General features: G+C 46.5%; 20 protein-coding genes. 10 read left to right on the top strand and 10 right to left on the bottom strand.

What is annotated here, in order from left to right; translation table 11 throughout:
- Nucleotides 1-101 precede the first annotated feature (101 nt).
- The 6 genes from ABXS75_18655 to ABXS75_18630 form a co-directional block, all read right to left on the bottom strand.
- Nucleotides 102-1,838 (bottom strand): ABC transporter ATP-binding protein, encoded by a 1,737-nt coding sequence (locus ABXS75_18655; GenBank protein ID XCP85018.1) that lies wholly within the window; start codon nt 1,836-1,838, stop codon nt 102-104.
- Nucleotides 1,835-3,589 carry an ABC transporter ATP-binding protein gene (locus tag ABXS75_18650; protein XCP85017.1) on the bottom strand — a complete coding sequence of 585 codons (1,755 nt, stop codon included), beginning with the start codon at nt 3,587-3,589 and terminating at the stop codon, nt 1,835-1,837. The genes ABXS75_18655 and ABXS75_18650 overlap by 4 nt, the downstream gene beginning before the upstream one ends.
- Before the next feature lie 244 nt (nt 3,590-3,833).
- On the bottom strand, nt 3,834-4,757 hold the full coding sequence (locus tag ABXS75_18645) for a DUF3810 domain-containing protein (GenBank protein XCP85016.1): 924 nt from the start codon (nt 4,755-4,757) through the stop codon (nt 3,834-3,836).
- 436 nt (nt 4,758-5,193) lie between these two features.
- On the bottom strand, nt 5,194-5,877 hold the full coding sequence (locus tag ABXS75_18640; protein ID XCP85015.1) for an ElyC/SanA/YdcF family protein: 684 nt from the start codon (nt 5,875-5,877) through the stop codon (nt 5,194-5,196).
- A 64-nt stretch (nt 5,878-5,941) separates the two neighbouring features.
- A complete protein-coding gene (locus ABXS75_18635; GenBank protein XCP85014.1) occupies nt 5,942-6,355 on the bottom strand; it encodes an EamA family transporter in 414 nt (137 codons plus the stop codon).
- Nucleotides 6,356-6,532: 177 nt separating this feature from the next.
- Nucleotides 6,533-7,114 (bottom strand): TetR/AcrR family transcriptional regulator, encoded by a 582-nt coding sequence (locus ABXS75_18630; GenBank protein ID XCP85013.1) that lies wholly within the window; start codon nt 7,112-7,114, stop codon nt 6,533-6,535.
- Between the two features lie 529 nt (nt 7,115-7,643).
- On the opposite strand from ABXS75_18630, the gene ABXS75_18625 reads away from it, so the two are divergent.
- The 3 genes from ABXS75_18625 (at nt 7,644) to ABXS75_18615 (ending at nt 12,556) form a co-directional block, all read left to right on the top strand.
- On the top strand, nt 7,644-9,419 hold the full coding sequence (locus ABXS75_18625) for an IS1634 family transposase (GenBank protein XCP85012.1): 1,776 nt from the start codon (nt 7,644-7,646) through the stop codon (nt 9,417-9,419).
- 371 nt (nt 9,420-9,790) lie between these two features.
- A complete protein-coding gene (locus ABXS75_18620) occupies nt 9,791-11,755 on the top strand; it encodes a prolyl oligopeptidase family serine peptidase (protein XCP85011.1) in 1,965 nt (654 codons plus the stop codon).
- 21 nt (nt 11,756-11,776) lie between these two features.
- Nucleotides 11,777-12,556, top strand: coding sequence for a creatininase family protein (locus ABXS75_18615; GenBank protein XCP85010.1), 780 nt, complete (start codon nt 11,777-11,779; stop codon nt 12,554-12,556).
- Between the two features lie 102 nt (nt 12,557-12,658).
- On the opposite strand, the gene ABXS75_18610 is transcribed toward ABXS75_18615, so the two are convergent.
- Nucleotides 12,659-13,189 carry a GNAT family N-acetyltransferase gene (locus tag ABXS75_18610; protein XCP85009.1) on the bottom strand — a complete coding sequence of 177 codons (531 nt, stop codon included), beginning with the start codon at nt 13,187-13,189 and terminating at the stop codon, nt 12,659-12,661.
- A gap of 125 nt (nt 13,190-13,314) precedes the next feature.
- A complete protein-coding gene (locus ABXS75_18605; GenBank protein ID XCP85008.1) occupies nt 13,315-14,679 on the bottom strand; it encodes an MATE family efflux transporter in 1,365 nt (454 codons plus the stop codon).
- Between the two features lie 260 nt (nt 14,680-14,939).
- On the opposite strand from ABXS75_18605, the gene ABXS75_18600 reads away from it, so the two are divergent.
- Nucleotides 14,940-15,683, top strand: a complete 744-nt coding sequence (locus ABXS75_18600) for an SDR family NAD(P)-dependent oxidoreductase (protein XCP85007.1) — start codon at nt 14,940-14,942, stop codon at nt 15,681-15,683.
- A 90-nt stretch (nt 15,684-15,773) separates the two neighbouring features.
- Entirely contained in the window at nt 15,774-16,670 is an 897-nt protein-coding gene (locus ABXS75_18595) for a LysR family transcriptional regulator (protein ID XCP85006.1), read from the top strand.
- On the opposite strand, the gene ABXS75_18590 is transcribed toward ABXS75_18595, so the two are convergent.
- A complete protein-coding gene (locus tag ABXS75_18590) occupies nt 16,665-17,084 on the bottom strand; it encodes a hypothetical protein (protein XCP85005.1) in 420 nt (139 codons plus the stop codon). The two genes, ABXS75_18595 and ABXS75_18590, sit on opposite strands and share 6 nt — an antisense overlap.
- Before the next feature lie 217 nt (nt 17,085-17,301).
- On the opposite strand from ABXS75_18590, the gene ABXS75_18585 reads away from it, so the two are divergent.
- The 5 genes from ABXS75_18585 to ABXS75_18565 all read left to right on the top strand — a co-directional run bounded on the left by ABXS75_18585 (nt 17,302) and on the right by ABXS75_18565 (nt 20,868).
- The gene (locus tag ABXS75_18585) at nt 17,302-17,769 is read left to right on the top strand and encodes an ATPase P (GenBank protein XCP85004.1); all 468 of its coding nucleotides are present in this window, start codon (nt 17,302-17,304) and stop codon (nt 17,767-17,769) included.
- Nucleotides 17,770-17,799: 30 nt separating this feature from the next.
- Nucleotides 17,800-18,147, top strand: a complete 348-nt coding sequence (locus ABXS75_18580; protein XCP85003.1) for an arsenate reductase family protein — start codon at nt 17,800-17,802, stop codon at nt 18,145-18,147.
- A gap of 3 nt (nt 18,148-18,150) precedes the next feature.
- Entirely contained in the window at nt 18,151-19,065 is a 915-nt protein-coding gene (locus ABXS75_18575) for a LytTR family transcriptional regulator DNA-binding domain-containing protein (protein ID XCP85002.1), read from the top strand.
- A 235-nt stretch (nt 19,066-19,300) separates the two neighbouring features.
- Complete coding sequence (locus ABXS75_18570; protein XCP85001.1) at nt 19,301-20,143, top strand: ABC transporter ATP-binding protein; 843 nt, start codon at nt 19,301-19,303, stop codon at nt 20,141-20,143.
- The gene (locus ABXS75_18565; GenBank protein ID XCP85000.1) at nt 20,143-20,868 is read left to right on the top strand and encodes a hypothetical protein; all 726 of its coding nucleotides are present in this window, start codon (nt 20,143-20,145) and stop codon (nt 20,866-20,868) included. Before ABXS75_18570 ends, ABXS75_18565 begins: the two co-directional genes overlap by 1 nt.
- Before the next feature lie 144 nt (nt 20,869-21,012).
- On the opposite strand, the gene ABXS75_18560 is transcribed toward ABXS75_18565, so the two are convergent.
- On the bottom strand, nt 21,013-21,408 hold the full coding sequence (locus tag ABXS75_18560; GenBank protein XCP84999.1) for a hypothetical protein: 396 nt from the start codon (nt 21,406-21,408) through the stop codon (nt 21,013-21,015).
- Nucleotides 21,409-21,533: the final 125 nt, after the last annotated feature.

The raw sequence follows: 21,533 nt of genomic DNA, 5'->3' as shown, positions 1-21,533 counted from the left end.
GTGTGCGCCACAAGGCGCACATTTCATCATTTATTCCCGCGGGCAACGAGCCAAACGACTGCCGCGAGGGTAAAATACTCCGTAGCTTGCTATGGGGTATTTTATTGATCTACCAACTGCAAATCATAAAGCTTCTTATAAATTCCATCCCGCAAGAGCAGTTCCTGATGTGTTCCGGATTCCTGAATCTGCCCGTGGTCCATCACGATGATCTTATCTGCATGTTGAATCGTGGAGAGCCGGTGAGCGACCATAATAGTCGTCCGGCCTTCCATCAGGCGCTCCAGAGCCTCGGTGATCAGGGTCTCGGTCTCCGTGTCAATATTGGCAGTCGCCTCGTCGAGCACCAGAATCGTCGGGCGGTATGCCAGGGTTCTGGCAAAAGAGAGGAGCTGTCTCTGACCGGCGGAGAGGGTGCTGCCCCGTTCCGTCACGGGTTCGTCGTATTTGCCCGGCAGCTTCTGAATGAAGGTGTCCGCATTTACAATACGGGCGGCCTCCTGAATCTCTTCCAATGAAAGGGAGTCATTGTTCAGGGAGATATTTGCCTTGATATCTCCGGTGAAAATAAAGACATCCTGCTGAACCTGTCCGATGGCGCTGCGCAGTACGTCGGTGTCAATATCGCGGATATTCACGCCGTCGATCAGGATCTCGCCTTTTTGAATATCGAAGTAACGGCCGATCAGGTTCAAGATCGAGGTCTTGCCTGCCCCGGTCGCTCCGACAAAAGCAACCTTTTGTCCAGGCTCAATCGTAAAGCTCACATCTTTTAATATGTAATCGTCCTTTTCGTAAGCAAACCATACATGTTTGAATTCGATCCGCCCCCGGATATTGACATCAACGGGGTGAGCGGCATTTACAATCTCAGGCTGCACGTCCATGATACTGAACAGCTTCTCGGCGGAAGCAAGAGAAGACTGAAGGGTTCCGAACTGCTCTGCAAGCTCCTGAATCGGTTCGAAGAAGGAACTGATATAGGTGATGAAGATAAACAGGGTGCCCAGTGATAAGGTGCCCTCCAGTACGGCGTGGCTTCCGGTTCCGATCACGATGATCATGGCGATGATAGATACCATGTAGATGGAAGGACGGAAGATGGCAAAAGTCATGACTTCGCGCCAGTTCGCCCGAAACAGCAGGCGGGATTTTTCGGCGAATTCCTGATATTTCATCTCCTCCCGGGCGAAAATCTGAATCAATCGCATGCCGGAAATGTGCTCGGAGAGGAAGGTATTAAGCTCCGTGATCCGGGTCCGGGTAATCTGATAGGCTTTCCTTGAAAGGAACCGGAAAAAGAAGGTGAGAGCCGTGACAAGCGGAAGCAGCAGGAAGGAAACACCTGCCATTTTCGGGTCGATGGAAAGCATGACTACGGCGTAGCCGATAATCTTCACCACATTCTTGAACAGCTTCACCAGAATCGACGAGAACAGCTCGTTCACAGCCTCCGTATCATTGGAGACACGGGTCACCAGTTTCCCCACCGGAGTCGTGTTGAAGAAATTCAGGGACAGACTGTGAATGTGGGCAAATGCTTCCTCACGCATGCGGTAAATGATCTGCTGGCCCATTTTCTGCAGCATCCAGGTGTCCAGATAATTTAGTACAAATTCTAAGATCAGCATAAGAAGGTACACCCCGGCGGCCTTTATAAGACCGTTGAACCGATAGGAAACGGAATAGGTGGTTTCGCTTACGTTGATATAGTTATCGATTGCATTTCCGATGATGATCGGCCGGTATAAGGAGACGGCGATGATGAACAGCACCAGAATGGTCGCTGCGGTCATGACCCACTTGTGAGGCTTTAAGTATGTCATTAAGCGTTTCATTGCATCTTGCCTCCTTCCTGGCTCTCTAACTGCTGTTTCTCAAACATTTCTTTATAAATACCATTGATTTTCATAAGTTCGGCATGATTTCCAATCTCCCTGGCTTCGCCGTCTTCCAGCACCAGAATGATGTCTGCATTCTGGATCGTGGAGATTCTGTGGGCGATCAGGATCGTGGTCTTGCCCTGGCGGTTCTTTTTCAGATTACGCAGAATATGCTCCTCCGTATCCGTATCCACCGCCGATAAAGCGTCGTCCAGAATCAGAATCGGCGAGTCCTTCATAAGCGCCCGGGCGATGGAACTGCGCTGCTTCTGCCCGCCCGAAAGGGTAACGCCCCGCTCCCCGACGATGGTCTCATAGCCGTCCGGGAACGCCACAATATTGTCATGGATACAGGCCAGAGCGGCCGCATTTACGACGGCATCGATGTCTTCGTCCCCGGCGCCGAATGCAATATTGGACTTTAAGGTGTCCGAGAACAGGAAATTATCCTGGGGCACGTAGGCAATATTTTCCCTCAGAGCTTTCAGAGAGATCTCACCTATGTCCCGGCCGTCCAGGAGAATCATGCCCGGTTTCGTGTTGTAAAGGCGAAGCAGGAGGTTGACCAGGGTGGATTTGCCGTTTCCGGTGCGCCCGATCACCGCCAGTGTCGTCCCGGCGGGTACATGTAAGTTAATATCCTTGAGTGTGGGCTCAGTATGCCCCTTGTGCGTAAAGGTCAGATGGGAAAATGTAATCTCACCTGTGAGTGCATTTACATCTTGTGCATGTGCGGTATCAGTAACCTCCGGCTGGTCCTCAAATACCTGGCGCAGACGGCGGATAGAAGCGGAGCCCTGGGAAAACAGATTTACCGCGTCGCCGCAGGCGATCATAGGCCACACCAGCATGTTGATGTACTGATTAAACGCCACGAACCGTCCAAGGGTAATCTCTCCGGTCAACGCCAGATACCCGCCATAAAGCAGGGTGGCGAGAAAGGAAAGCCCGATGACCAGCTCCAAAAGCGGTTCCATTATGGCAAACATCTTCACAACACGCAGGTTCTTGTCCATGGTGTTCTTGTTGGCCCGCGCAAATGCACGGAACTGCGCGCGCTCCTGAACAAAGGCTTTGATGACGCGCACGCCGGAAAAACTTTCCTGTATGAAATCCGTCAGGTCTGACAACGCATTCTGGCGGTCCATGTAACGGGCATGGATCAGTTTCCCGTAGAAGAAATCGCCGATGCAAATCAGGACCATAGGAATCAGGACGATAAGGGTCAGCTTAAGATTGACATAGTGTATCATCTGGAAAATGACCATGACCGTCATGACGCAGGCATCGAACACGCAGATGATCGCGGGGCCGATCGCCATACGGACGGCGTTTAAGTCGCTGGTAAAACGAGTCATCAGATCGCCGGTCTTGTGCTCGTTGAAATACTCTACATCCATCGTCTCCAGGTGCGCGAACATGTCGTCCCGGATATCACGCTCGATATTGCGGGAGGCGCCAAACAGGAAGAACCTCCAAAGAAAACGGCCGAGCGCAAGGGTAAGTCCGAGAAGAAAGATCTGAAGCAGGCAGAACTTTACTCCTTCCCAGTTCATGGTGCCGGCCTTTAAGCCATCGGTAATGGTGCCGGTCACCTTTGGAATGAAGATGTTGGCGAAATCCACGACAAATAGTGTAAGGATTCCGGCGGCGTACCGGAACCGGTATTTCTTAATGTATTGCAAGATAAATGATAATGTTTTCATGAATAGCTCCTCTTTTGAAAAATGTAAAAAATTTCAATAGCTGAAAAGCGCCGATACAACTTTTGTAATAGAATGGTGTATCGGCAGAAGAAACCAGAACGAATATTCTGGTTCCCTTATTCATTATAAAAGGACTATTGAGAAAATGCAATCGGTAGTTAGAAAAATAATTGAAAATAAATTTAAAGACGGGAACTTATAAAATGAGATTTATACAATAGCAAACAATAGAAGTGATGAGGAGTTATTCTTCTAAACCTTGTGTGTAGTAAGCCATCATAAGGTCTACCATCCGGTCGTAGCTCGCCACTCCGTCACTTTGTCCGTTCGCTTTTAAATAGTTGTCGTTTACCTGACCGGCTACCTCGGCTACCTGCCCGTCATAATCGCTCCAGAACGCATCGTTGGCACGCAGGTCGGCCAGGGCGTTTTGATCCAGTTTGCCGCGGATTGTCTCATATGCATCTGGATCTGCGTGATAGAGCTGGTTGGAGGCATATAGCCATCCGCTTAAGTAGCCGCTGTACTGAAAAGAAGCGTCCTCGGCATAGATACACGCCAGGAAAGCAAGAAAATTAGCCTCTTCTTCCTGCATAAATCCCCGGAGATGGGAAAGTTCGTGACAGGCAGTAAAAGGTTGATTATAGTCAGTCATATCACTGTTGTAATTGGCTTCTATCGTAAAGGGAGAATAGACTCCGGTGAGATTTTGAATGGATAATATGTAGGAAAACATAAGTGGTTTCGGCAGAGGGTAATAGCCCGCCATCTCCGGGAAAATGGTTCCCAGATTTGTCATGGCTTCCCGGGCTTTGGAAGGAATTTCGGAATGTTTTTCTCCCTTGATTATGGCCACGCCGTCGGAATCCCGTTTCATTTGCGGAGCCAGGCGGTTCACCTCCCCGGTCAGATAGTCGCAGAGGGAAGCCAGCTCTTCCGCAGAATAAGAAGAAATCTGAAAATCGGCCGACTCGGAAAAGGAATCATGCCCATAGTTGATCCCACAGCATAACGTGTAGCTAAGAAACAGGGAAGAAGCAAATATAAGAAAATTCAGACCGAAATTCTTCCAACGCACAAAAAGCGAGGTTGAGGCTTGATTGGAACGGTCGCCTTTTAAGGCGTCTTTTTGTTTTACCAGGATTGTTTTTCCGGAAAGTATACCCAAGGGCATCCCGCATGGCCATTCGGCCGTTTTACAAGGTATACCCAAGGGCATCCCGCATGGCCATTCGGCCGTTTTACAAGGCACGAGAACTAAGAGGAAATATCCGCACCAGAATAAGATCGCACCATAAAGTGCCATCTCCACAAAAGAAAAAGGAAAGATACCAAAAAAACGGCCGATCACGTTTACCAGAAGAACGTAGATATGTTCCGTATACCAGTTCGCAAATGAGGCAGAATGCTGCGCAGCAAAGAGCAAGCCAAAACTTACGAGAAGAAAGAGCAGGCTACAAAGCAGTCTCTTGGAAAAAGCAGGTATCTTTGGGGAATTCATAAAGTTTCACTCCTCTGGTTAAAAGTCTTGCGTATTGGAAAAGCAGAATGTTGCACGCCCCTTTTCGGTTATATTGTAGGAACAGGAAAAGGGGCATTATTTTCTAGTCGTTCGTCAGATTACCGTCCCCGCTCACCGGAATGGCTTCACCCAGATATTTGGGAGCCGGCTTAAAGAGGGAGGTAAGAAAATCCTTATCTCTCGCCGCGATTTCTCGCAGGTCACGCACAGTCTGTCCGGCGTATCTTTGGGTATCGGCAGGAACCCCGTAGGCGTCAAGCCCCAGAGCGCGGGCGATATACAGAGCCCTATACAGATGGTATTCCTGGGATACAATAATAATCTTCTCTGCCTGAAATACATCCCGCGCCCGGTACAAACTGTCATAGGTGGAAAATCCGGCGTGATCCATGAAGATATCTTCGGAAGGGATTCCTGCTTCCATAGCCAGATCTTTCATAGTCTGTACCTCATTATAGTCCTTGTGCCCGTGATCTCCGCTCATGAGCAGCTTGGGAGCGCTCTCATTAAGATAAAGATCTATTCCGGTATCCAGGCGGTCCTTCAGCATCGGCGAAGGACTTCCGTCGTCACGTACTCCAGCACCGAGAACTAAAATGCAGTCCCGGTCCATAAGGGAAGAGGCATCCTCTAAAGAAATAATACACGATTTGACGGAGGTTTTGACATAGAAATTTATTCCAAATATCAGCAGTACCCCTAAACATATGAGTAGAAACAAAACTTTTATAAGAAATTTCCAGGAAATGTTACGTGTTTTTGACATGATTTTCCTCCTATGTAGATGGTTGTCAAATGGGTCAGGGAGCTAAATTGCCGGGGAAGCAGGACTACAGAACCATCACCAAAGTTCCGGCCCCTATTAAAATACAGCCAATGAGTGATTTTGTGGTAAATTCTTCATGCAGAAATACAAAAGCAAGAATCAGGGTAATCACGACGCTGAGCTTGTCGATGGGAACGACCTTTGACGCCTCGCCGAGCTGTAGTGCCCGGTAATAGCAAAGCCACGACGCCCCGGTCGCAAGGCCGGATAGAATCAGAAAGATCCAGCTTTTTCGGCTGATCGCAGATATCCCGCTCTGCGTATGCGTGAGAAATACCATTCCCCAGGCCATAACGACCACGACCACGGTACGGATCGCGGTGGCAAGGTTGGAATTTACGCCGTCAATACCGACCTTTGCCAGTATTGAGGTGAGTGCTGCAAATATTGCAGATAATAATGCGAATACGAACCACATATGGAAATCGCCTCCTTATTTATATGATTTTACTCTCTTGGGGACTCAGATACAAGTTTCTGGTGAAGAGAAATAGAAAATACCTATTGACCCTCACGGAGTGTTGCGCAGTATGGAGAAGGAATGGCGGAACGTTTTGCGGAGGCAGTCCTGGAATTCTACAAGTAATATTTAAAGTTATTTCTTAAAATATCCATGTTTTAAAAGGTCCATGCTGATATAATTGAAAAAATTGTGAATATCATTTTCGTCAAATGAATCATGGGTTCTTCTGTAATAGAGCAGCGCATTATATTTCCCGGTCATGTTCATCCAGGCTAAAAGGTCAACATCGGCGTCTTCCTGGAGAAGTCCTGCCGTTTTTTCAGCCTGGACCATTTTTTTATACAATTCCAGGTTTTCTTTATTATCAAAATATATGCGGTGTACGACCGATTCCGGCACTGTATAAATCAGTTTTAAAAACCTGGCATCCCGCTCATTTAAATAGTCGCTGACACGAAGCAGTTCGGTATAGACTTTGTCATAATCTGTCTGTGAATCTGCTTGTTTTGATAACAAATCGTATATATATAAGAATAAGTCATCCTTTGAATTAAAGTATCGGTAAAAGGTTGCAGAATTAATTCCCATGGAGGAAAGAAGCATGCGCGCAGTGATCTTCTCATATGGCTGGGACAGATAAATATCTTTTGCTTTTTCAATTAATTCTTGCTTCCGCTCTTCGGATAATCTTGTGAAGGCTGTCTTTGGCTGCATGATATACCTCCTGTTAACTGTTTTTCTTAATTATACACGTTTCTCACATAAAAGCAATGCCCTTTACTTGACACATAAATGCGTTTACCCTATACTTTATAAGTGTAAATGCGTTTACAATACTTGGCATTGTGATGCAGATGTTGAAAAAAGATATAATTACCTGTCGGTGATGCGTGGAGTAAACAGGATTTTATTATTTTCCAGGAAAGTATTTTCTATAAAACGAAAATGCTCCGCGGGGTGTTGGGTGCAAGTGGCATCCGTTTAACACCGACCGGAATGGGGTGGAGAAGCAAGGAGGAAAGAAACATGAAGACACAAAAAAGACCGGTTGTAGAAGAAATTTTTGGACATGAATTAGTCGACAACTACAGATGGCTGGAGAATGCCGGGAGTTTGACAGTTAAATAATGGAAAAAGTACTTGCAGGCCCCATAAAGCCTGTATTTTTTTGTCAAATCTTATTCGTTTTGTTGTGGCTATTTGTAGCTATATGTGGTATAATAAGGATTAGGAGGTGTTTGCCATGAAACTTACAGTAAGCAAATCGAAAAATTCTGCATCCTTTTATGTACAGAAAACAATCCGAAAACCAGATGGCCGTGTGACCACTGTCACAGTTGAAAAACTTGGCAACCTGACAGAAGTCACCGCAAAAGCCGGTGGTAAGGATCCCTATGTATGGGCACAGGAGTATGTCAATGAATTAAATCGCAAAGAGTATGATGAGAACAAAGAAATCCTTATCAGCTATTCTCCTTCAAAGCTCCTGAAGAAAAATGAACAGAAGCTTTTTAACTGCGGTTATCTCTTCCTGCAGAACATTTATTATAGTTTGGGGCTGGACAAAATATGCAGGGATATTTCCTCCCGTCATTCTTTTGCTTATGATTTGAATGATGTCCTTTCGAAGCTTATTTATACAAGAATTCTTTATCCATCTTCAAAACTGTCCTCCAACAGACAGGCCACGAAATTTATTGAGCAGCCCACATTCGAACTGCATGACATCTACAGGACCCTTTCTGTCCTTTCGGAAGAAAATGATCTTATACAGGCACAGCTTTATAAAAACAGCCAGAAGGTCTGCGAACGCAGGAAAGATGTCCTTTATTATGACTGTACGAATTACTTCTTTGAGATTGAAGAGGCAGATGATCTGCGCCGCTATGGAAAATCCAAACAGCACCAGCCCCTCCCTATCGTTGGTATGGGACTGTTCATGGATCACGACGGCATTCCGCTGGCCTTCGATATTTATCCCGGAAACAAAAATGAACAGCCCACTTTGAAACCACTGGAGCAAAAAGTACTCCGCGATTACGGACTTGACCAGATCATCGTCTGTACAGATGCAGGGCTTTCTTCCAAGACAAACCGGAAGTTCAATGACAGAAAGATTAATGGTGTACAGCTCCGTAGTTTTATTACCATACAATCCATAAAACAGCTGCCTGACTATCTCAAGGATTTTGCACTTGATCCAGACGGATGGCACCTGCCAGGTTCTGATGAAACCTTTAATCTCAACGAGATCGATGAAGCAAAGAATTATAAAAACATTTTTTATAAGGATCGCTGGATCAAAGAGGACCTCTCCCAACGGAAGATCAAAAAAGGAGCCCAGCCATTAGAACAACATCTGGTCGTTTCTTTTTCTCCAAAATATAAAGCTTATCAGAGGAAGATCCGGAACGGGCAGGTCGAGCGTGCACAGCAGCTTATTAATGATGGGAAGTATAAACAGCGTCCCAAGAACCAGAATGACCCGCACAGATTTATCTCCAGAGAGAAAGCAACCAAAGATGGAGAAGTCTGCTCAGAAGAGATCGTGTATCTTAATACAGATGCAATCCGGGAAGAAGAACGTTATGATGGTTTCTATGCTGTATGCACGAACCTGGATGATATGAGTGTAGAAGAGATCGTAAGAATCAACAAGAAGCGCTGGGAGATTGAAGAATGTTTCCGGGTCATGAAAACGGAATTCAGGGCCCGCCCCGTATACCTTCAGACAGAAGACCATATCCGTGCCCATTTCATCACTTGTTTTATAGCACTTGTTATCTACAGGATTCTGGAAAAGGAACTCAAAGAAGCCTATACATGTGAGGAAATCATAGATACTTTAAAGAACATGATGATGGCCCGCCCCGGTGAGAAACTGGGGTACACACCCGTTTATACAAGGACGGATCTGACGGACAGACTACACGAAACAGCCGGATTCCGTACCGATTATCAAATCATAACTGATGTAAATATGAGGAAAATAATACGAGCCTCAAAGAAGAAAAAGTAATAATATATAGCTACATTTTGAACAACAAAAAAATCCGTAGAAAGCTTGATTTTACAGCAATCTACGGATTTTTACTGTCAAAGATGGGATTATACACGTTTCTCACATAAAAGCAATGCCCTTTACTTGACACATAAATGCGTTTACCCTATACTTTATAAGTGTAAATGCGTTTACAATACTTGGCATTGTGATGCAGATGTTGAAAAAAGATATAATTACCTGTCGGTGATGCGTGGAGTAAACAGGATTTTATTATTTTCCAGGAAAGTATTTTCTATAAAACGAAAATGCTCCGCGGGGTGTTGGGTGCAAGTGGCATCCGTTTAACACCGACCGGAATGGGGTGGAGAAGCAAGGAGGAAAGAAACATGAAGACACAAAAAAGACCGGTTGTAGAAGAAATTTTTGGACATGAATTAGTCGACAACTACAGATGGCTGGAGAATGCCAAAGACCCGGAAGTACTGAAGTGGGTAGCAGATGAGAACCAGAGAACCGACGAATGGTTCGATGAGAAAATGCTTGAGAAAAAAATAGGAGAATTAAAGGCGGCGGAACCGGCGCGGACGTTCACTTCTCTGGAACGGTGTGAAGATGGGTATATTGCCGTCACATCAAAGGGCGGCTTCCATGCTATTGTGCACCTCGACAAGAATATGGAAAACGAAGAGCCGATTCTCAAACGCTACGATATCGAGCATATAACTCCTTTTGGCGCGGCTTTGTCAGAGTGCAATGACAGATACATTGCCATTCAGGCCATGAAGGATGGTGATAATAAAGGCACCTATCTCGTTATGGACAGAATTACAAAGCAGGTAATAGAGCAGAGAGATTCCGCATGGTCAGGCGTATGGTCGGCGAACCATTTGAATTTCTACATAGGACATGCATACTACGATGAAGAGACGAAATTAACAACTCTGAAAGTGGTCTGCTATGACATTTTAAATGGGAAAGAGACGACCGTTTATGAGGAGTGCGGTACGGCAGGGATTGCGATGCTTTACTGTGCTCAGGATAAAGAGCATATAATAGTAGAGCTCTGGGACGATTTCTCTAACTGGAGATATGTGGCAATCGAGGAAAATACAGGCAAGATTCATGTGATCAATAGCGACGCAGAAGAGATTCATTATATCGGAACCAAGGCGGGAACACACTATTTTATATCAAAGAGTCAGTTTGAAATGGGAGCTCTGATTGCCGTTGACAAGGAGAATACACTTGCAGAGGCGCGCATAGTGCGGGAAGGAACTGCTGATATGCTGGAGGGCGGTTTTGTTCTGGGCGACAGCATTTTCCTGCTTGCAAAGCGAAATGTTGCGTCTGTGCTTATAAAGATAGAAGGAGATCGGGAAACCAAGATTGCACTTCCGGACGCGATCGGAACAGCCTCTCTTCTGTCGTGCTCACAAAAGGAGGCGACGATGACATTTGAATCATTTACCCGCCCTGCAAGTATTTTAAAATTTGACGGAGAGAATTTTGAGATGTTGTTTGAAACGGAAGAAAAACGGTATGAAGATCTTGTCGTGGAGCAGAAATGGGCGCCCTCCAAAGGAGACGAGGAAATGATCCCCTACTTCTTTGTACACCGAAAAGACGTGCCAAGAGACGGTAGCAATCCGACGATTATCTATGCATATGGCGGTTATAATGCCTCCATGACGCCCTGGTATCGTGATATGGTGACGGGAATCGTGATCGGCGACTGGGTGGAACAAGGCGGAATCTATGTGCTGGCGAATATTCGCGGCGGCAATGAATTTGGCGCTAAGTGGCACAAAGACGGAATGCAGATGAAAAAGCGGAATTGTTATGATGATTTTATCGGCGTTACCGAGCAACTGATACAGGATGGGTGGACGAAGCCGGAAAAGATAGGGATTGACGGCTGTTCCAATGGAGGACTTCTGATGTCTGTGCTCGTGACCATGCGCCCGGATCTGTTCGGCTGTGTCATTGATTCGGTTCCACACACGGATATGATCCGGTTTACGAGAGATGATAATGGACCGAGATATATCCAGGAATATGGAAATCCCTTGGAGAGTAAAGAGATGTTTGAGTATATGCTGAGTTATTCTCCGTATCATAATGTGCGGGAAGTAGAATATCCGGCTACCTATATACAGACGGGTGAGTGCGATAATAATGTGCCGCCTTATCATGGAAAGAAATTTGCTGCGCTTATGCAGGAAAAAAACAGAAGCTGTAATCCGATATTGCTCCGTGTTCTCGCGGAAGGCGCTCATGACAGGGGAAGCGGCGAGGCCTACTGGAAGACGATTGCAGAGATGCGGTTATTTATCGAAAAAGCGTTGAAATAGGGCAGGATGGGAGGAGCAGATATGCGTTTGGAAAACATAACATGGCCTCAGGCAGAAACGTATTTTCAGGAAAATGATATGGTGCTTCTGCCTCTTGGAAGCATTGAAAGTCATGGGAGACATATGCCGCTGGGAACGGACGCATTGATTCCGGAGCATTTAGCGAAACTTATCGAGGAAAAAAGCGATATATTGATTGCACCCTCGATTCCTTATGGAATATGTCAGGATTTGACGGATTATCCGGGAAGCATCAGTATCGCGCCGGATGTCTATTACGAATTTCTAAAGCAGGTAGTGGAAAACCTGTATTTGCATGGCGCCAGAAAATTTGTGATGCTGAACGGACATGGAGGAAATGTTTCCACGATTCAGCGAGTTGGAACAGAGTACGAGAAAAAGGGCTGTCTTACGGCGATTCTTAACTGGTGGCTCATTGCAGGAGAGCTGGATCCGAAATGGAAAGGCGGTCATGGCGGGGCAGAAGAAACTGCAGCTATATTAGGCATTAATCCCGATCTGGTCGATAAAAATGAGATAGGGGGAAACCTGGTTCTGTACGATCTTACAGAGAATATCAAAGCTAAGGGTTATCAGGTCTGCGATTACAGGGGAGTGCCGATTACCATTCCCCGCAGCATCAGACGGATTACGGACAGTGGCTGGATCGGCCCGGACCATCCGAGGGAGGCAACCACAGAGTGGGGCAAAGAAATGCTGGAAACCACTGCGGATTTTCTCGTGGATTTTATGAACGAATTTGCAAAAGTAGACTGGCAGAAAAAGAAAAACGAGAAATAAAGAATCAAGTAAATATTATCGTAGAAAACCGGGCGGCTGTCTTTGGACGGCCGCCCGGTGTCAGAATAAAATACCTATGCCCTGTTTTAAGCGCAGGATCTGTTAAAGCTCACATTCAAGCTGGCAGTCATAAGGCTCCCTCTCCACATGCTCCATATGATGGACCTCTGCGGGGACGCAGCCCATCGCCTTGTAAAATGCCTGGGTCTCAACGGCGGAATGGCCGGAAATGTAGAGCTTACGGGCACCGTGCTGTCCGGCCCATTCTTTCGCGGCCAGAAACAGGGATTTACCGATTCCCCTGCCCCGCATATCCTCTGATACATGAAGACTAGACAAATCGAGGTAACACTGCGAGCCGCCGAATAAAGAAGGCTCAACAGAGGTAAATCCTTTCAGACGGCCGTCGTCAAAAGCAGCATAGACGAATCCACCGGAAGTGACAGTGTTTTTGAGACATTTGACTAGAAAATAATAATCATTTTCCGTCCAATCGTCAATGAACGGGTCGTCTTTGATGACCCAGCAGTCATTTTCTTTGCGCCAGCATTTGGTGACGTTCTGGCGGCGGATAAAATAATGGAATAATTCGCGGCAGATTTCCTCTGCACACAGTTCTCTATATTGAAGCATTGCTATACTCTCCTTTAGGTTTGTTTTGTCGTCTCATAGTTCACGATAAAAGAAGCGGTTATGTGTAAAATGTAGAACAATTGCATATTCGATAATTATGCAGTTATTGTGCATTTTTGGACGGGCTAATCACTCAAATTCATGTTCTCTTGCATTTCTCCATTTGCCGCCCGGTTCCACGGCCCGGTATGGTAGAACAGTATGGACATTGTGGTCGCAATCGTCCAGCCAATCGGCCATGCACACCAAATTCCCACGGAGCCGAGGATTCGGGAAAGGCCTGCCGCCAGCACGACACGGAGAATCAGGTCGGTAAAGGTGGAGGACATGAACCGCTTCATAAGTCCTGCGCCTCTGAGGATTCCGTCGGCTACCAGCTTGGCGGAAACTACGAAATAGAATGGGGACAGGATACGCAGGAACTGAATTCCCGTGCGGATCGCGGCGGTACTTCCGTTATCCATGAACAGGTACAGAAGGAAACGGCCTGCCAGGAAGTACAGCAGCACCAGCGGTACGCTAAGAGTCCAGACCATTTTAAGTCCCGCCCGAAAGCCGTCTTTGATACGCGGCAGCTTCTTTGCTCCCAGATTCTGCGCGGTGTAATTGGAAATACCATTTCCCAGGGTAGTGAAGGAAGTAATAACCAGGTTATTCAGCTTGACAGCGGCGGAATATCCGGCGATCACGCTGGCACCAAAGCTGTTGATGACGCTTTGGATTATGATATTTCCGATGGAAATGAAACTCTGCTGAAGAATGCTGGGGATAGCAATGACCGCAATCTTTCTCAGGATACTCCATGAGAAAAGCGCTGGTTTCGCAGGGGTTTCTATGGTTCTCAGCCTTTTAAGTACAACGATAAGGGCCAGAATACAGCTCACTCCCTGGCAGAGAAAGGTCGCCCATGCGACGCCGTCCACGCCCATGCCAAATGCAGTGACGAACAGGATATCCACTGCGATATTGGAGGTGGAGGAAAGCGCCAGAAAGAGAAACGGGGTCCGTGAGTCGCCGAGGGCCGAGAAAATGCCGGTGGCTATATTATAGAAGAACATGAAGGGAAGCCCCCATACATAAATATCCAGGTACAATTCTGAATCGGCCAGAATTTCCTGCGGCGTATGAATCAGCCGAAGCAGGACATCGCAGCCGAGAATACCGCTAAGCATCAGGGCTGCGCAGAGGATTGCACTCGCGATGATGGTGGTGTAAACTGCGGTTTTCATAGAAGTATAGTTTTTAGCGCCGAAGAGCTGGGATACGATGACGGAACAACCGATGTTGCATCCAAAGGCAAAGGCGATGAAAATTAAAGTGATTTCATAGCTGTTTCCCACTGCGGCCAACGCATTTTCACCGATAAATTTTCCGGCGACCAGACTGTCGGCGATGTTGTAGAGCTGCTGGAAAATGATACTGCCAAACAAGGGCAGACAGAATCTCCAGAGCACAGTCTCCGGTTTTCCTACGGTCAGATCTTTATTCATATGTATGCCTCCAAATTCATGATTTGACTTCCTCAAGTATTATACTTTTATTTTTTGGCAATGTAAAATATATATATGAAATAGTAGATATAATTTTTTGACATATCAGACATACTTATATTATAATAAAAACAGTACAACGTTTTCGATATGTGGAGTTATCTGCATATAGCAGTTCTGTCATATAATAATGAAGGAACTCATGACGGCATTGGAAGTGAACAGTAGCGAGAAATGAAACGGACAAGGAGGAACAGGCTATGTTAAAAGGAAAAGTAGCGGTAGTTACAGGCGGTACAAGAGGAATCGGATACGCGATCGTGAAAAAGTATCTGGAAAATGGCGCTAAGGTTGTATTATTCGGCTCCAGGGCTGAGACGGTCGAGAAAGCACTTGCTTCATTGAAAGCGGAAAACGCTGACTGGGAAGTAAGTGGCGATTATCCGAACCTGAAAGACGCGGCATCAGTGGAAGCAGCGATCGAGAAAGTGAAAGAACAGTACGGAAGAATTGATATTCTGGTAAATAATGCCGGAGTTTCAGACAGCACGCCTATCGACAAATATACGGGTGAGCAGTTTGAGAAGGTCATGGATCTGAATGTGAATGCGCTTATGTATACGATCATACCAACCGTAAAGATTATGAAAGAACAGGGCGGCGGCTGTATTTTGAATACCAGCTCCATGGTAAGTATCAGCGGACAGCCCAGCGGCGTTGCATATCCGGCAAGTAAATATGCGGTCAACGGACTGACCTGGTCTCTGGCAAGAGAACTGGGCCCCAGCAATATCCGTGTGAATGCGGTGGCACCGGGCATCACAAAGACTGACATGGTTGCAGCGCTTCCGGAGCAGATGATAAAACCGCTGATTGGTGCGATTCCGCTTAGGAGAATCGGAGAACCGGAGGATATTGCCAACGCATTCCTGTATCTGGCAAGTGACCTGGCAAGCTACGTGACGGGAGAGCTTCTGTCCGTTGACGGTGCAATGCGCAGCTAAATGACCCGGTAATGTTATGAAAAATAAGAACGTCAGGAGGCCGGAAATGTTTCCTGGCGTTTTTGTTGCAAGGCATAGCAGGAGAAGACGATGGCAGTTACTTACGATTATTACAGAATTTTTTATTATGTAGCAAAATATCAGAGTTTTACGCGCGCAGCGAAGATACTCATGAGCAACCAGCCCAATATTACCCGGGCTATGAACAATTTGGAGCGGGAACTCGCCTGCCGCCTGTTCATTCGTTCCAATCGGGGGGTCACCCTGACTCCGGAGGGAAAGAAGCTGTTTGACCATGTGCAGATTGCGCAGGAGCAACTGCAGGCGGGGGAATACGAATTATCGGGGAAACGGAATCTGGAAGAGGGAAATGTAGCGATCAGTGCCAGTGAGACGGCACTTCACGGCCTTCTTCTCCCAGTGCTGCAACAATTTCATCTTGTTTGGCCGGGAATTCGTATACAGATCCATAATCACTCCACCCCGCAGGCCGTAGCCGCGGTAAAGAGCGGTCTGGTGGAACTTGCGGTCGTCACCTCGCCCACCGGAGCGGCCCGTACCCTGCGGGAGGTCCGTCTAAAAAAGATTCGGGAGATCCTGATCGCGGGAAAACATTTTGAAGAGCTTGCAAAGAGGCGGATATCGATAAAGGAGCTGACAGAATACCCTTTGGTCTGTCTGGGGCGGGAAACGAAGACTTATGAGTTCTACAGTCAGATATTTTCCCAGTACGGTGCGATTCTGCACCCTGATATTGAGGCGGCCACCGCAGACCAGATCCTGCCGATGGTGAGGTATGATCTGGGGCTGGGATTTCTGCCGGACAGCCTCGCGAAAGAAGCCCTTGAAGAGGGGGAAGTGTTCCAGGTCGAGCTGAAAGAAACGATACCTTCCCGGTATATCTGCCTGATCAAGGACTCCGGAAGGCCCCTGAGCCTGGCGGCAAAGGAACTGGAGAAACTGATTCGCGGCGCAGGGGATTTATAGCTCCATTCCGAAGGAAAAGTCAAGCCGCTCCTCGGCGCTGTCCAGCAGATCCTCCAGGTTATCCAGCCGGGCATTGTAGATTTGATAGTCTTTGAGAGAGAGGGAGTTGTTCAAAAAGCCATTTTCAAGCTGATGGTCGTATTCCTCCAGCTCTTTCTCCACGGTTTCAATCTCATGCTTCAGCGCGAAGAATTGCGACTGCTGCTCCGCAGGCGTCCCAGACGGCATGGTGTTCTCAACCCGCGACACGGTGTCGGATACGTGGGAGGTAAGAGTCTGCCGCGCCTTGGTGTAGTCGAAGGCTTCTTCGGCATTTGCGACAGGCGCGTAGGTGTTTGCGCGGCTGCATCCATTCAGCAGAAAGCCGGGAAGCAGGAAAAGTATGGGGAGAAGAATATATTTTGCGTGTTTCATGGTTTGAAGTCCTTTCTATAATGTTATTTTATGATGGTTAGTGTGCCCGAAGGAAGGGAAAATGTTTCAGTAAAATATTGGTTATAGGAAGAGTTGAGATTACGGACGGGAAAAACAGATGCGTTTTTGGGCAGTATGTATTATAATGAAGGTAATGTGAAAAATCTGTTTATGGAGTCGATCACATAGCAAATAGTAGAATTTGAGAGGTACATCTATGATACTAAAGATACCGGAATATAAAACCCTGGAGGTTGACACACTATTTTTGGATTTTAACGGAACCATAGCTGTGGACGGAATCATTCCCACAAGCGTCAGAGAGCGCCTTGCCGCCCTGGGGGAATTGTTTCAAATCTATGTTCTGACGGCGGATACCAACGGCAACGCGAAGGAACAGTGCGCAGGCCTTCCGGTGGTGCTCCAGACATTTCCCACGGGAAATGCAAAAGAATATAAGAAAGAGCTGGTAAAATCGACCGGCGGCCGAAGGTGCGTGGCAATCGGAAACGGACGCAACGACGAAGGAATGCTGAAAGAGGCGGCTCTATCTATAGGAATTATGGACAGAGAGGGAATGTACGGAAAATTATTTAAAGAAGCAGATATTTGTGTGCGGTCCATGCAGGACGGCCTGGATCTTCTGCTTAATCCCAACCGGATCATAGCCTCTCTTCGGGGATAATATGTGATGAAAATAGAGGAGGACAAAGAAATGTTATTTGTAGAATACCCAAAGTGCAGTACCTGTCAGAAGGCAAAGAAATGGCTTGTTGAAAACGAGGTGGATTTTACGTCCCGGCATATCGTGGAGCAAAATCCGACGATTGATGAATTAAAATCCTGGCATAAGAAGAGCGGGCTTCCGCTGAAACGTTTTTTTAATACCAGCGGTATGAAATATAAAGAACTGGCGCTTAAGGACAAGCTGCCGAATATGACGGAGGAGGAGCAGTATGAGCTGCTTACCACCGACGGTATGCTGGTAAAGCGCCCGATTCTGGTAGGGGAGGATTTTGCAATCCCGGGTTTTAAAGAAGCAGCATGGAAAGAGGTAATTTAGGTTTTGAGTACGAAGGTTTACAGCTCTGCTTCGGAGCTTATAAAAAGTCTTTCGGAACATGGAAGCATTCATGTGGAATGTAACCGGGAAAAGTCGGAAGAGTTTTTAAATTATGTGATAGAAAAGTCCTCTCCCGGTTCAGTGGCGTTTGTGACTTTGAAAGACAAGGGCTATGATCGTATGAGCGTACGGGAGTATGTGAGATTTTTTCATGACATTTTAGATGCAAAGGAATCCGTGGAATCCGTGATGGAACAGTTCGGATTAGGTGAGATCAAAGGCAGGAAGATGAATGCGTTAAAGCCGGGAGACTATGTGAAGGTGGGAATCGCCAGAGTCAGTATGCAGCGCGCCGGGGTATGTTTCCTGGAAGAACCGCTTCTTAATTTAAGTGAGCCGGATATGAAACGGGTACTGACCTGGGTGGAGCAAAGCAGTGAAGAGGGCGTTCACTTTATTACGACCAACTCGTCCCTCAGACATGCGCTTTTGATGCCGGGAACAGCCTTTTATATAGAAGACGATCGTTTTCATGAGGTGGAGCATGAGGAGGAAGAGGAGGATACCGGGGAACAGGAAATGGAAATACTAAAGATTCCCGCCAAATCCGGAAACAGCACCCTCCTGTTTGAACCGAAGGATATTGATTACATAGAAAGCCTGAACAAATGCACGTATCTGTCTGTCAGGGGGACTCTGTTCCAGACCCAGCAGACAATGTATGAATTGGAGGAGACACTTAAGAAATCAGGGTTCTTCCGATGCCATCGTTCCTATCTGGTAAATGTCCAGAAGGTGGAACGGTTTGAAAAATGGACAAAGAACAGTTATGTTTTGATCCTGAATAATGCGGAGCACAGTCAGATTCCCCTGTCGAAAGGCAGAATTGAGGATATGAAGGAGACGTTCCACTGGTAAAAAGGTCTCCATTTGTCCTCCCTGGGGCTCCATTCATCGAAAAATAGAATCCGTTTATCACAGAAAGGTTCTGTATAGACGGATTCTATTGAATTTTCTCCGAGGTGTGATATGCTGGCAGCAGAAAGCAGCGAGGCACCAAAAAACATATCAGCGCAAGAGTGCAAGTGTTTTCGCTTCACTTAAAGGTGCGGACCAGCTGCAAAGAAAAGCATAGGAGCAAGGAGGAGACAAGATGAAAGAAATGCTTTATTTGGAAGATGTTTGTTTGAGTTTTGGAGATGCATTTTCCATAGATCACCTAAGTTTTCAGGTGATGGCAGGAGAAATTTACGGTTTTTTAGGACCAAGCGGAGCAGGAAAAACGACTACGATGAAGCTGCTCACGAAACAATTACATCGAAAGAGCGGGAAGATCAGGATCTTTGGAAAGAATATAGATAAGGTGGAGCGCAAAGAGTATGAACAGATAGGAATTTTGTCGGATACCAACGGACTTTACGAAAGAATGAGTATAGAAGATAATCTGAAATTTTTTGCGGCTCTTCGCGGTACAGACCCCAAAGTGGTGGAACAGATCCTGAAAATGGTTCATTTATATGAGAAACGAAAAACCTTGATTAAGAAATGTTCCAAAGGCATGAGACAGAGAGCGCTGCTCGCACAGGCAGTTCTCCACCGTCCGGCGCTTCTCTTTTTAGATGAGCCGACCAGCGGCCTGGATCCGGCGACGATTCAGGAGGTACACAAGATGCTGCTCGGGTTAAATGCCGGGGGCACCACGATTTTCCTGACGACTCATAACATGGAAGAGGCGGATAAACTCTGCGGACGCATCGGAATCCTGAACCAGGGGCATCTGATCGCCCAGGGATCGCCGGAGGAGCTTAAACTTGCACATTCGGAAGATGCGATTGAGGTTCTTACCAAAGAACGGGAAAAACTGGTGTTTCAGAAAGGCCCGGATAGCGCAGGCGAGATCGGGCGGCTTCTGGAGACGGGACAGTGTCTGACGATCCATTCTAAGGAACCGAATTTGGAGGAAATCTTTTTAAAACTGACAGGGAGGGAATTCTAATGAGTATTTCAACGAGGAAAGTATACACATTATGTAGAAAGGATTTCATAGATTACTTTAAAAATCCATCGCTTATCGTATGCAGTATGATACCGCTTCTTTTTGTAGTGCTGTATAAGTTTATTCACATTCCGAATCTGGTGGGAGAACTGAGTGATTTTATATTGTCTCTGGGACTTACGATCAATTCCAGTATGTGCGCCCTGATTATTCCGGCTACCTCTATCGCGGAGGAAAAGGAGAAATTTACGCTCAGGACGTTGATTCTCTCTAACGTGAGCGCGATGGAATTCTTCCTGTCAAAGATGGTGGTGACGACCGTGATCGTCATGCTGGGCAATGTGCTGATCTTCCTTCTCTCCGGTTCTGCCATAGGAGCGCTTCCGGTATATATAGTGTGCAGTTTTCTGGGAAATATATGTGCGGTGGTATTTAGCGCTGTCATTGGAATCGTGAGCCGTGATCAGGCAAGCAGCAATGCGCTTCAGCTTCCGGTCATGCTGTTGTTCCTGCTTCCGCCGATGCTTGCGGGTGCGGGAAAAGTGATGCGATTTTTGGCAAACATTACTCCGTATGGAGCGATGCTCCGGTTATATTACGGGCTGAGTGAGGGCGGGATACCTACGGGGAAAATGGTATTCGCCGCAGGCGTGATCGCAGTGTGGATCATAGCCTCCTTTATCGCATTTGCCTGCCTGTATCGGAAGAAAAGTGCGGATAATTAGAAAAAAAGACAGGTCCGGGAGCAAATACTTCCCGGACCGCTCTTTTTCAGGTGGTGTGAGAGACGGGGGTTAATCACGCCTCTGATTCGATTAAGGTATCGATGGGCCTTAGGTCACACCGATGAATACCAGCGATATATTGTGCTAACTTCTCTTTATAAAAGTATTCTGGCATTTGGGGCACCGGATCTCAATCTTTCCTTTGCCTTTTGGAATACGGATTTTCTGTTTGCAGTTTGGACATTTATAAATGTGATGCGTTTTTCTCTGCTGCATCAGATTCTTTTCTTTGTACCAAAATCCTCGTATCTTGGCGGTATAGCCCAGATATTTCTGATTCTCCGCTGCGCGTTTGTAAACGTTGCGTGAAAACATTCGGAAATAAGAATAGATCAAAAGTGCAAATGCAATCGGATAAAGTATTCCGAGCCATTTGAAATGGGACAGCAGATAGCAGACAAGGCAGGCTGCCAGCAAAAACTTGCCAAAAGAATCTACACCGTATCGTCCGTACATAAAACGCATGAATTTTTCTCTCATATTTCTCACCTTATAATAAAAATATTGTTTTGCGCGGTATAGCGGCCCGATTAAAAGATGCTACACTGCCTTTGTTAAATCTTACTTGTTATTTTACGCTTTTTATTCCCGGATTCAATAAACTT

This window comes from Roseburia hominis, from assembly GCA_040702975.1.
GTDB classification, from domain to species: domain Bacteria; phylum Bacillota; class Clostridia; order Lachnospirales; family Lachnospiraceae; genus Allocoprococcus; species Allocoprococcus hominis_A.
This window is presented reverse-complemented; position numbering and strand designations above follow the sequence as displayed.

Coding starts and splice junctions, on each gene's coding strand:
- ABXS75_18585 (XCP85004.1), top strand. CDS start 17,302: ATGATACTAAAGATACCGGAATATAAAACCCTGGAGGTTGACACACTA.
- ABXS75_18635 (XCP85014.1), bottom strand. CDS start 6,355: ATGTGGTTCGTATTCGCATTATTATCTGCAATATTTGCAGCACTCACC.
- ABXS75_18625 (XCP85012.1), top strand. CDS start 7,644: ATGAAACTTACAGTAAGCAAATCGAAAAATTCTGCATCCTTTTATGTA.
- ABXS75_18650 (XCP85017.1), bottom strand. CDS start 3,589: ATGAAAACATTATCATTTATCTTGCAATACATTAAGAAATACCGGTTC.
- ABXS75_18610 (XCP85009.1), bottom strand. CDS start 13,189: ATGCTTCAATATAGAGAACTGTGTGCAGAGGAAATCTGCCGCGAATTA.
- ABXS75_18570 (XCP85001.1), top strand. CDS start 19,301: ATGAAAGAAATGCTTTATTTGGAAGATGTTTGTTTGAGTTTTGGAGAT.
- ABXS75_18600 (XCP85007.1), top strand. CDS start 14,940: ATGTTAAAAGGAAAAGTAGCGGTAGTTACAGGCGGTACAAGAGGAATC.
- ABXS75_18595 (XCP85006.1), top strand. CDS start 15,774: ATGGCAGTTACTTACGATTATTACAGAATTTTTTATTATGTAGCAAAA.
- ABXS75_18560 (XCP84999.1), bottom strand. CDS start 21,408: ATGAGAGAAAAATTCATGCGTTTTATGTACGGACGATACGGTGTAGAT.
- ABXS75_18655 (XCP85018.1), bottom strand. CDS start 1,838: ATGAAACGCTTAATGACATACTTAAAGCCTCACAAGTGGGTCATGACC.
- ABXS75_18590 (XCP85005.1), bottom strand. CDS start 17,084: ATGAAACACGCAAAATATATTCTTCTCCCCATACTTTTCCTGCTTCCC.
- ABXS75_18620 (XCP85011.1), top strand. CDS start 9,791: ATGAAGACACAAAAAAGACCGGTTGTAGAAGAAATTTTTGGACATGAA.
- ABXS75_18615 (XCP85010.1), top strand. CDS start 11,777: ATGCGTTTGGAAAACATAACATGGCCTCAGGCAGAAACGTATTTTCAG.
- ABXS75_18605 (XCP85008.1), bottom strand. CDS start 14,679: ATGAATAAAGATCTGACCGTAGGAAAACCGGAGACTGTGCTCTGGAGA.
- ABXS75_18580 (XCP85003.1), top strand. CDS start 17,800: ATGTTATTTGTAGAATACCCAAAGTGCAGTACCTGTCAGAAGGCAAAG.
- ABXS75_18565 (XCP85000.1), top strand. CDS start 20,143: ATGAGTATTTCAACGAGGAAAGTATACACATTATGTAGAAAGGATTTC.
- ABXS75_18630 (XCP85013.1), bottom strand. CDS start 7,114: ATGCAGCCAAAGACAGCCTTCACAAGATTATCCGAAGAGCGGAAGCAA.
- ABXS75_18640 (XCP85015.1), bottom strand. CDS start 5,877: ATGTCAAAAACACGTAACATTTCCTGGAAATTTCTTATAAAAGTTTTG.